This window comes from Curtobacterium sp. ME26 (assembly GCF_903970945.1).
Taxonomy (GTDB): Bacteria; Actinomycetota; Actinomycetes; order Actinomycetales; family Microbacteriaceae; genus Curtobacterium; species Curtobacterium citri.
On sequence record NZ_CAJCKG010000073.1, the window covers coordinates 1 to 10,641 of the forward strand.

The window sequence follows — 10,641 nt, forward strand, 5'->3', positions numbered from 1 at the left end:
GACCGTCCGTACCGTTCCGGTGGCGATGACCGTCGTCCGCCGCGTGACGGCGACCGTCCGTACCGTTCCGGTGGCGATGACCGTCGTCCGCCGCGTGACGGCGACCGTCCGTACCGTTCCGGTGGTGACGACCGTCGTCCGCAGCGTGACGGGGAGCGTCGTCCCTTCCGCAGCGGTGGCGATGACCGTCGTCCCTTCCGCAGCGGTGGCGATGACCGTCGTCCCCCGCGTGACGGCGAGCGTCGTCCCTTCCGCAGCGGTGGTGACGACCGTCGTCCGCCCCGTGACGGCGACCGTCCGTACCGCTCTGGTGGTGACGACCGTCGTCCGCAGCGTGACGGGGAGCGTCGTCCCTTCCGCGGCGGTGGCGATGACCGTCGTCCCCCGCGTGACGGGGACCGCCCCTACCGTTCCGGTGGTGACGACCGTCGTCCGCAGCGTGAAGGTGAACGTCGTCCCTTCCGCGGCGACGACCGGCCCCGTCGCGACGACGACCACGGCGCGCGGCCCCGCTTCGGTGACGGCTCCCGGCACGCCGGCGCTCGCTTCGGTGAGTCGGCACGCGACGACTGGGAGGACCGCGACCCGTACGGCACCAAGTCGATCCGCCCTCGGCACGAGGACCCCGAGATCGACGAGAGCGTCTCGGCGCGCGACCTCGACCCGGCCGCCCGTGCCGAGCTCAAGACGCTCAGCAAGGACAACGCGGACTGGGTCGCGAAGCACCTCGTCATGGCCGCGCTGCTCGTCGACGACGACCCGGAGACGGCGAACCAGCACGCCCTGAGCGCCGCTCGTCGTGCCGGTCGCGTCGCCGTCGTGCGGGAGACCGCCGCGATCACGGCCTACCGTACGGGTGACTTCGCGACGGCGCTGCGGGAGCTGCGGACGTACCGGCGCATCGCCGGCAAGAACGACCAGCTGCCGATGATGGTGGACTGCGAGCGCGGCCTGGGCCGTCCGGAGCGTGCGCTCGAGCTCGGGCGGTCGATCGACCGTGCCGCGCTGGACACCGCGGTGCAGGTGGAGCTCGCGATCGCGATGTCGGGCGCCCGACTCGACCTGGGCAACCCCACGGCGGCGCTGGGGGAACTCGAGATCCCACAGCTCGACCCCACCACGGCCTACAGCTGGTCCCCGGCGCTCTACAGTGCTTACGCGGCCACGCTCGAGGAGCTCGGCCGCCAGGACGAGGCCGACGAGTGGTGGGCACGGGTCGACCGTGCGGCCGCAGCACTCGCCGAGGTCGCCGACGAGAACGCATGGGAGACTGTTGATGTGGTCGAGGAAGAAGTCGAAGGACACGACGAGCGCGGCACCGACGAGCCCGGCGAGCCCGGCGCGGACGAGCTCGGCGCTCCCGAGCACGGAGCCGACGGACTCGACGACACCGACCAGCTCGGCGGCGACGACCCCGACGACGACCTCGGCGAGATCGACGACGACAACCCCCGCGACGTCGACGGCTCCGCAGCCGGCTGACACGCCGAGGCCGCCGACGGACGGTGTGGACGTCGTCCTCACCGACCTCGACGGCGTCGTCTACCGCGGCCGGAACGCCATCCCGCACGCCGTGGAGGCGCTCACGCGCGCGTCCCTGCACGCTCGGGTCGGCTACATCACCAACAACGCGTCGCGTCGTCCGGCCGACGTGGCGGAGCACCTCGAGCGCTACGGGCTCGAGGTGTCCGCGGACGACGTCGTCACCTCGTCGCAGGCGGGCGTCCGGCTGCTCGAGACCCTGGTGCCGGCCGGCTCGACCGTCCTGGTCACCGGCGGACTCGGGCTCACGAGCATCGTCGAGGAGGCCGGCTTCACGGTGACGACGAGCGCCGAGGACGCACCGGCGGCGGTCATCCAGGGGTTCTCGCCGGACCTCGGGTGGACCCACCTCGCCGAGGCGTCGTTCGCCCTCGCCGACCCCGACGTGCCGTGGGTGGCGACGAACATGGACTGGTCGATCCCGGTCGAGCGCGGCATCGCGCCGGGGAACGGCACGCTCGTGTCCGCCGTGCACCAGGCGGTCGGCAGGATGCCGGTGGTGGCGGGCAAGCCCGAGCGACCGATCTTCGACGCGGCGATCGCCCGCTTCGGTGGGGAGCACCCGCTGTTCATCGGCGACCGGCTCGACACCGACATCAAGGGCGCCAACGACGCCGGCATCCCGAGCGTGCTCGTGCTCACCGGGATCGACCAGGCGAAGCAGGTGCTCGCCGCAGACCAGCGGTCGCGTCCGACGTACCTGCTGCAGGACCTGCGCGGGCTCTCGGCGCCCTACCCGGTGACGGTCCGACGGCAGGACCCGGACGGCACCCGGTACGTCTCCGTCGGCGACGCCACCGTCGCGATGCACGGACACGTCGTCCGCGTGCTGGACCGCGGCGAACCGATCGACCGGCTCCGCGCCGGTGCCGCGCTGATCTGGGAGTCGGGCCTGGCGATCTACGGGCTCGACGTCGACCCGACGCTGTACGGCGGCGAGTAGCCTGACCGACGTGCCAGAGGAGCAGACGGAGCAGGCGCAGGGCCAGGACCAGGACCAGGCGCCGGCAGAGCGGGTGCAGGACCAGGACCAGGACCAGGAGCAGCCCGGCCCGGACGACTTCGCCGCTCGCACCGCCGCTGCGGAGGACCTGCCGCTGCCCGAACGCGCCGACGCCTTCGCCGCGCTGCACGACGAGCTGCGCACCCGCCTCGAGAGCGGCCAGGCGCCGCCGGCAGAGCGCACCACCCAGCGCACCACAGAGCCCACCACCGGGCACACCTCGGGCCGCGCTGCCGGCGCCGGTCAGGTGTGGGGCAGCGGTCGTCGCGACGGCGGACCCCGTGCCTGAAGCCGGCCTCCCGGACGGCGCGGGTGCACCGGTGCGCCTCGACGCCCTCTTGGCGGCCCGCGGACTCGTCCGGTCCCGCACCGCGGCCGCCAAGCTCGTCCAGGCCGGCCGGGTGACCGTGTCCGGCACCGCGGTCGTGAAGCCGTCGACCGCGGTCGCCCCGGACGCCGAGCTCGTCGTCGACACGGAGGACGAGTGGGTCTCGCGGGCGGCGCGCAAGCTCGTCAGCGCCCTCGAGGTGTTCGGCGTCGAACCGGGCGGTCGGGTCGTGCTCGACGTGGGCGCGAGCACGGGCGGGTTCACCCAGGTCCTCCTGCACCACGGCGCCGAACGGGTGATCGCGCTCGACGTCGGGCACGGGCAGCTCGACCCGGTGCTCGCCCTGGACGACCGCGTGCGCGTGGTCGAGGGGTGCAACGCCCGCGACCTCACCCCGGACGCCTACGCGGCACTCGACGCCGCGGCACCGCGCACGAGCCTGGTCGTCGGCGACCTGTCGTTCATCTCGCTGCGCCTGGTGCTGCCGGTCCTCGCCGAGGCCGTGCCCGCCGACGAGTTCGTGCTGCTCGTCAAGCCGCAGTTCGAGGTCGGTCGGGGCGGCGTGCGCGAGGGCATCGTCCGCGACGCCGCGCTCCGGAACGACGCGCTCATGAACGTGCTGTGGTCCGCGTGGGACGCCGGGCTCGGCACGGTCGGGCTGGCGTCGTCGCCGATCGTGGGGACGCACGGCAACCACGAGTACCTCGCCCACTTCCAGCGTCGTGTCGGGGGTGATCCGGCAGGATGGGGGAACCCGACGGTCTGGATCGGTCGGGCCACCGAACTCACCGAAGGACTCGCATGAGCGACGACCGGCACATCCTGCTCGTGTCCCACACCGGCCGACAGGACTCGATCGACGCTGCGGTCGAGGTCTGCGACCTCCTGCACGCAGCCGGCCTCACCCCGGTCATGCCGTTCGACGAGTACGCGGACGTCCGCCGGGCCGAGGCCTCGGTCGGGCAGGTCGACATCCTCGGCGTGGACGTGCAGGCGGACCAGCTCGAGATCGTCATCGTCCTCGGCGGCGACGGCACGATCCTCCGTGCGGCCGAGCTCGTCCGCGGGACGGGCGCACCGATCGTGGGCGTGAACCTCGGGCACGTGGGCTTCCTCGCCGAGAGCGAGCGCGACGGCCTGCGTGCGACCGTGGAACGTGCCCTGAGCGGTGACTACAAGGTCGAGGAGCGCGTCACCCTGCAGGTCGACGTGGTCGTCGGGCACCAGGTCGTCTACACGTCGTGGGCGCTCAACGAGGCCACCATCGAGAAGGCGTCGCGGGAGCGCATGCTCGAGGTCGTCACCGAGGTCGACGGCAGGCCGCTGTCCTCGTTCGGCTGCGACGGTGTCGTGATCGCCACGCCCACGGGGTCGACCGCGTACTCGTTCTCCGGCGGCGGACCCATCGTGTGGCCCGACGTCGACGCCCTGCTCATGGTGCCGCTGAGCGCCCACGCCCTGTTCGCCCGTCCGATCGTCGTCGGACCGGACTGCACCCTCGCGGTCGAGGTCCTCCGCCGCACGAGCGGCGTCGGCGTGCTGTGGTGCGACGGCCGCCGGACGCACGACCTGCCGCCCGGCGCCCGGGTCGAGGTCCGTCGGTCGTCGGACCCCGTGCGGGTCGCGCGGCTGAAGGACGCCCCGTTCGCCGACCGTCTCGTCGCCAAGTTCCAGCTGCCGGTCGCGGGGTGGCGCGGACCCGCCGTCGAGGACGACGCATGATCGAGGAGATCGTCATCTCCGACCTCGGCGTCATCGGCGAGACCACGCTCGAGCTCGGGCCGGGGTTCACCGTCGTCACGGGGGAGACCGGTGCGGGCAAGACGATGATCGTCACCGCGCTCGGACTGCTGCTCGGCGCGCGCGCGGACGCCGGTTCCGTGCGCCGCGGTGCGCCGAGCGCCGTGGTCGAGGGCCGCTGGCACGTCCCCGAGCACGACGCCGTCGCGGAACGCGTCGAGGACGCCGGCGGCACGGTGGAGGACGGCGAGCTCATCCTCACGCGCACGGTCTCGGCCGAGGGTCGCAGCCGGGCGACCGTCGGCGGCCGCAGCGCGCCCGTCGCGGTGCTCGGCGAACTCGCCGACCAGCTCGTCACGGTGCACGGGCAGTCCGACCAGATCCGCCTGACCTCGGCGTCGGCGCAGCGTGCGGCGCTCGACGGCTTCGGTGGTGCGGCGCTCGCGAAGGCACTCGCGCGGTACGTCGCCGCGTACGACACGTGGCAGGAGCACACCGGCGAGCTCGAGACGCTCGTGCGCGACCGCGACGACCGCGTGGCCGAGGCCGAGCGCATCCGCGCGGCATCGGACGAGATCGAGGCGGCCGACCCGCAGCCGGGTGAGGACCTCGAGCTCGCGGAGCGTGCGGAACGGCTCGGCAACCTCGAGGAGCTCCGGCTGTCCGCGGGGCTGGCGCACGAGGCGCTGTCGAGCGAGTCGCTCGACGACAGCCCGGACGTGATCGGGCTCGTCGAGTCCGCCCGCCGCGCGGTCGAACGCGTCGCCGGCTCGGACGCCGCGCTGCAGCCCGTCCTCGAGCAGCTCACCGAACTCGGCATCCAGGCGTCGGAGGCCTCGGCGAGCCTGTCGAGCTACCTCGGCTCGCTCGAGCCCGACGCGGGACACGACCTTGAGCTCATCAACGAGCGTCGCGCGCTGCTGGCGAACCTCACCCGCAAGTACGGCGACACCGTCGACGACGTCATCGTGTACGGGCAGCGCGCGAGCGACCGGCTGCTCGAGCTCGACGGTGACGACGACCGCATCGCCGGCCTGCAGCAGGCAGTCGAGCAGGACGAACAGGCGCTCGAACAGGCCGCTTCTGCCCTCACGACCGCTCGGACGAAGGCAGCGACGGACCTGGCGAAGCGGGTCACCGCCGAGCTGCGGACCCTCGCGATGGCCGGGGCGACCCTCGTCGTCGAGGTCACCGACGCCGGCGAGTACCGCCGGCACGGCCGCGACCAGGTGGCGATCCTGCTGCAGCCGCACTCGGGCACGGACCCCCGGCCGATCGGCAAGGGCGCCTCCGGTGGCGAGCTGAGCCGGGTGATGCTCGCGATCGAGGTCGTGATGGCCGGCAGCACGACCGTCCCCACCTTCGTCTTCGACGAGGTGGACGCGGGCGTCGGCGGTGCGGCTGCCATCGAGATCGGGCGGCGGCTCGCCAAGCTCGCGGAGCGGACGCAGGTCATCGTCGTCACGCACCTCGCGCAGGTCGCGGCCTTCGCGAACAACCACCTCAACGTCGTCAAGGACGCCAGCGGCGCGGTCACCTCGTCGAGCGTGCGTCGGCTCGAGGGCGAGGACCGCCTGCAGGAGATGGCACGGCTCCTGTCCGGCCTCGGCGACAGCGCGAGCGGCATCGAGCACGCGCGCGAGCTCCTCGACGTCGCCGGCCAGCGCGCGTAGACATCGAGCGTCCACCGACCGGACCGGACCGGACCGGACGGGAGGCGCGTGGCGGGCCCGCCACGCGCCTGCAGTCCGACGTCGGTGCCGGACGCAACGCCCGCGGCGAACGCGGGTCGCGCCTCCCGGCCGTTCTGACGTACGATGGAATCCCGTGGCGGACACTCTCAGCGGCGGAACCAATTCTTCGACCTCGACCCCGAAGGTCACGAAGCAGATCTTCGTGACCGGCGGGGTCGTCTCGTCCCTCGGCAAGGGCCTGACGGCTGCGAGCCTCGGCAACCTGCTCACGGCGCGCGGCCTCAAGGTCGTCATGCAGAAGCTCGACCCGTACCTCAACGTGGACCCGGGCACCATGAACCCGTTCCAGCACGGCGAGGTCTTCGTGACCGACGACGGTGCCGAGACGGACCTCGACATCGGCCACTACGAGCGCTTCCTCGACATCAACCTGTCGCAGGCCGCCAACGTGACCACCGGCCAGGTCTACTCGAGCGTCATCGCCAAGGAGCGTCGCGGCGAGTACCTCGGCGACACGGTGCAGGTCATCCCGCACATCACCGACGAGATCAAGCGTCGGATGCGCGAGCAGGCCGAGAACGACCCGCAGCCCGACGTCATCATCACCGAGGTCGGCGGCACGGTCGGCGACATCGAGTCCCAGCCGTTCATCGAGTCGGCGCGGCAGGTGCGCCACGAGCTCGGCCGCAACAACGTGTTCTTCGTGCACGTGTCGCTCGTGCCGTTCATGAGCGCCTCGGGGGAGCAGAAGACGAAGCCGACGCAGCACAGCGTCGCCGCGCTCCGCTCGATCGGCATCCAGCCGGACGCCCTGGTGCTCCGGTCGGACCGCCCGGTGTCGGACTCGAACAAGCGCAAGATCGCCCTGATGTGCGACGTCGACGAGGACGCCGTGGTGAACGCCGTGGACGTGCCGTCGATCTACGACCTCCCGACGCTGCTGCACGACCAGGGCCTCGACCAGGTCATCATCGACGCCCTGAAGCTCGACGCCCACGACGTCGATTGGTCGGCGTGGAACCCGGTGCTGGACGCCGTGCACGAGCCGAAGAAGGCCGTCACGATCGCCCTCGTCGGCAAGTACATCGACCTGCCCGACGCGTACCTGTCGGTCACCGAGGCCCTGCGCGCCGGCGGCTTCGCCCACAGCGCCAAGGTCACGCTGAAGTGGGTCGTGTCCGACGACTGCACCACGCCCGAGGGCGCCGCGAAGCAGCTCGGCGACGTCGACGGCATCTGCGTACCCGGCGGGTTCGGCGTGCGCGGCATCGAGGGCAAGCTCGGCGCGCTCAAGTTCGCGCGTGAGCAGGGCATCCCGACGCTCGGCCTGTGCCTCGGCCTGCAGTGCATGGTCATCGAGTACGCCCGCCACGAGGCCGGCCTGACCGACGCGTCGAGCACCGAGTTCGACCCGGAGACCTCGACGCCGGTCATCGCGACCATGGCGGAGCAGGTGGACATCATCGCCGGTGGCGACCTGGGCGGCACGATGCGCCTCGGCCTGTACCCGGCGCACTTCTCCGACGGGTCCCTCGCGGCCGAGCTGTACGGCGCGTCCGAGGCGTCGGAGCGTCACCGTCACCGCTACGAGGTGAACAACACCTACCGGCAGCAGATCGCGGACGCCGGGCTCGTCTTCTCGGGCACCTCGCCCGACGGCACCCTCGTCGAGTACGTGGAGCTGCCGCGCGACGTGCACCCGTTCTACATCGCCACGCAGGCGCACCCCGAGCTGCGCTCGCGGCCGACGGACGCGCACCCGCTGTTCGCGGGGCTCGTCGACGCGGCGATCGCGCGGCACGAGGCGTCCAGCCTCTTCGACCCGGCCGAGGAGTCGGCGGAGGTCGTCGCGTAACGCGACTGCTTGTTCGACGGGAGGCGCGGTGCCGGCTGGCACCGCGCCTCCCGTCCGTTGCGGGTGCGTCGTGGGCGACGCGTGCTTGGATGGGGACGTGACTGACGCTGACGCCCCCATCGCCGACGAACCGGCCTCGTACGAGGTCACCGAGTCCACCGTCGTGTACGAGGGCGTGGTGTGGGACATCCGCCGCGACCACGTCGACTACAAGGGGCACGACATGGTGCGCGAGTACGTCGACCACACCGGAGCCGTCGCGGTCTACGCCGAGGACGACGAGGGCCGTGTCCTCGTCATCCAGCAGTACCGACACCCGGTGGGCCTCCGCGACTGGGAGCTGCCGGCCGGGCTGCTCGACCAGGAGGGCGAGGACCACCTCACCGCAGCACAGCGCGAGCTCGGCGAGGAGGCAGACCTGGCGGCGGACCACTGGGAGCCGCTCCTGACGTACAACACGTCGTCCGGTGGCAGCGACGAGTTCATCGAGATCTTCCGTGCACGCGGGGTCCGGGCGACGGAGAGCGCCTTCGAGCGTGAGGCCGAGGAGGCCGACATCGTGACCCGCTGGGTGCCGCGCGAGGAACTGGTGGACGCGATCCTCGACGGACGGCTGCACAACTCCGCCCTGGTCGCGGCGACGCTCGCGGTCGAGGCGATCGAACGGCGCGCCGGCCGGTGAGTGCCTCCGGGCTCGACGCGCTGCTGACGGACGGTCGGTGGACGCACGAGCCGGCGGCGGCCGAGCTCGACGGCGACGTCCTGCGCGTCACCGCGATCGAGGGCAGCGACGCCTGGCGGACCACCTCGTACGGGTTCGTGCACGACTCCGAGCACGCGCTGCTCCGCCCGACCGACGGCGCGTTCTCCGTCGAGGTGTCCTTCGTCCTCGACTTCACGGAGCAGTTCGACCAGGCCGGGCTCTTCCTGCGCGTCGACGAGCGGGAGTGGATCAAGGCCGGCGTCGAACGGTCCGACGGTGTGCCGCAGGTCGGCGCCGTGGTCACGCACGGGACGTCGGACTGGTCGGTCGGACCGGTGCCGGCGTGGACGGGCCGCACCGTGACGGTGCGGGCGAGCCGCTCGGGCGACGCCGTGACGATCCGGGCGTGGGCCGAGGGCGAGGAACCCCGGCTCGTCCGGGTCGCGCACCTCGACCCCGACGCGGTGGTCGCCGCCGGGCTGTTCTGCGCGGCGCCGACACGGTCCGGGCTCACCGTGTCCTTCACGGGGTGCCGGTTCGGGGAGCCGGACGAGTCACTGCACTGAGTGGCGTGCCCGGGCGTCGGCGCGGATAGCGTTGTGGGGTGATCCCGCTCGGTCGTGCCGTCGACACCTACCTGCGGCACGTCGCGGTCGAGCGGGGACTCTCGCAGCACACCGTCGCGGCGTACCGACGGGACCTCGCGGTCTTCGCGGAGTGGCTCGCCTCGGCGCCGACGGTCGGGTCCGAGGGCGCGGACCGCGCTGGGGGAGCGGCCGCGGTCGCCGACGTCGGGCGCCTCGCCCGCGCGGACGTCGCCGGGTTCGTCGCACACCTGACCACCCGTCCGGAGCAGCCCCTCGCTCCGCGGTCGGTCGCCCGGATGCTCAGCTCGGTGCGGACCTTCACCGCGTTCGCCGCCGCCGAGGGGTGGCTGCCCCTGGACCCGGGCACCGCCGTCCGCCCGCCGAAGGCGCCGTCGCGGCTGCCGAAGGCCATCTCGGTGCACGACATGGAGAGGCTGCTCAGTGCCGCGGAGACGGCTGACGACGACCCCGTGCAGCTGCGGGACCGGGCGCTCCTCGAGCTGCTGTACGCCACGGGTGCGCGCATCTCGGAGGCGGTGGGGCTGTCGGTCGACGACGTCACGACGCTGTCCGATCCCCAGGACGAGGACGAGGACGAGGACGAGGACGAGGACGGCGGCGGTGACGGGCTCGCCGTGGTCCGGGTCACGGGCAAGGGGAACAAGCAGCGCGTCGTGCCGCTCGGCAGCTTCGCGCGGGCCGCGATCGACGCCTACCTGGTGCGGGCGCGACCGGTGTTCGCCGCGCGCGGGACCTCGACGCCGGCGCTGTTCCTCGGCGCCCGGGGAGCGAGACTGTCGCGGCAGAGCGCCTGGCTCGTGATCCAGGCGGCGGCCGAGCGTGCCGGACTCGCCGCGCACGTGTCGCCGCACACGTTCCGGCACTCGTTCGCGACGCACCTGCTCGAGGGTGGGGCGGACGTCCGTGTCGTGCAGGAGCTGCTCGGGCACGCGAGCGTCGCGACGACGCAGATCTACACCCTCGTCACGGCGGACATGCTGCGGGACGTGTACCAGACGGCGCACCCGAGGGCGCGGCGGTAGCGCTGGGCGCTGGGCGCTGGGCGCTGGGGCGGGCTGGCGCGGAGCGCGCGCGGGCGGGGAAGAGGGGACGGAGCCGGGGTAGTATGGCAGTGGGGGCGTGCGCTGCAGATGACAACAGCGGCGGGTGTCTAGCTAACAGGAGGTGG

The 10,641-nt window shown here is 72.7% G+C and carries 11 protein-coding genes; 10 read left to right on the forward strand and 1 reads right to left on the reverse strand.

Annotated elements, in window-relative coordinates:
- Positions 1-780: hypothetical protein (locus H7A69_RS16285; protein WP_220456275.1), on the reverse strand; the 780-nt coding region annotated here is incomplete at its 3' end.
- On the opposite strand from H7A69_RS16285, the gene H7A69_RS16290 reads away from it, so the two are divergent.
- The 10 genes from H7A69_RS16290 (at position 733) to H7A69_RS16335 (ending at position 10,495) form a co-directional block, all read left to right on the forward strand.
- The gene (locus tag H7A69_RS16290; RefSeq protein ID WP_182048005.1) at positions 733-1,482 is read left to right on the forward strand and encodes a hypothetical protein; all 750 of its coding nucleotides are present in this window, start codon (positions 733-735) and stop codon (positions 1,480-1,482) included. The genes H7A69_RS16285 and H7A69_RS16290 overlap by 48 nt on opposite strands.
- 25 nt (positions 1,483-1,507) lie before the next feature.
- A complete protein-coding gene (locus H7A69_RS16295; protein WP_182048006.1) occupies positions 1,508-2,485 on the forward strand; it encodes an HAD-IIA family hydrolase in 978 nt (325 codons plus the stop codon).
- Between the two features lie 10 nt (positions 2,486-2,495).
- Positions 2,496-2,834, forward strand: coding sequence for a hypothetical protein (locus H7A69_RS16300; protein ID WP_182048007.1), 339 nt, complete (start codon positions 2,496-2,498; stop codon positions 2,832-2,834).
- Complete coding sequence (locus H7A69_RS16305; RefSeq protein ID WP_182048008.1) at positions 2,827-3,678, forward strand: TlyA family RNA methyltransferase; 852 nt, start codon at positions 2,827-2,829, stop codon at positions 3,676-3,678. The genes H7A69_RS16300 and H7A69_RS16305 overlap by 8 nt, the downstream gene beginning before the upstream one ends.
- A complete protein-coding gene (locus H7A69_RS16310) occupies positions 3,675-4,595 on the forward strand; it encodes an NAD kinase (protein ID WP_182048009.1) in 921 nt (306 codons plus the stop codon). Before H7A69_RS16305 ends, H7A69_RS16310 begins: the two co-directional genes overlap by 4 nt.
- Positions 4,592-6,286 carry a DNA repair protein RecN gene (recN, locus tag H7A69_RS16315; RefSeq protein WP_182048010.1) on the forward strand — a complete coding sequence of 565 codons (1,695 nt, stop codon included), beginning with the start codon at positions 4,592-4,594 and terminating at the stop codon, positions 6,284-6,286. Before H7A69_RS16310 ends, recN begins: the two co-directional genes overlap by 4 nt.
- Before the next feature lie 154 nt (positions 6,287-6,440).
- The gene (locus H7A69_RS16320) at positions 6,441-8,162 is read left to right on the forward strand and encodes a CTP synthase (protein ID WP_182048011.1); all 1,722 of its coding nucleotides are present in this window, start codon (positions 6,441-6,443) and stop codon (positions 8,160-8,162) included.
- Between the two features lie 97 nt (positions 8,163-8,259).
- Positions 8,260-8,844: an NUDIX domain-containing protein gene (locus tag H7A69_RS16325; protein WP_182048012.1), complete on the forward strand. Its 585-nt coding sequence runs from the start codon at positions 8,260-8,262 to the stop codon at positions 8,842-8,844.
- On the forward strand, positions 8,841-9,431 hold the full coding sequence (locus tag H7A69_RS16330) for a DUF1349 domain-containing protein (protein ID WP_182048013.1): 591 nt from the start codon (positions 8,841-8,843) through the stop codon (positions 9,429-9,431). The genes H7A69_RS16325 and H7A69_RS16330 overlap by 4 nt, the downstream gene beginning before the upstream one ends.
- A gap of 41 nt (positions 9,432-9,472) precedes the next feature.
- Complete coding sequence (locus tag H7A69_RS16335) at positions 9,473-10,495, forward strand: site-specific tyrosine recombinase XerD (RefSeq protein ID WP_182048014.1); 1,023 nt, start codon at positions 9,473-9,475, stop codon at positions 10,493-10,495.
- The last annotated feature ends 146 nt before the right edge of the window (positions 10,496-10,641 follow it).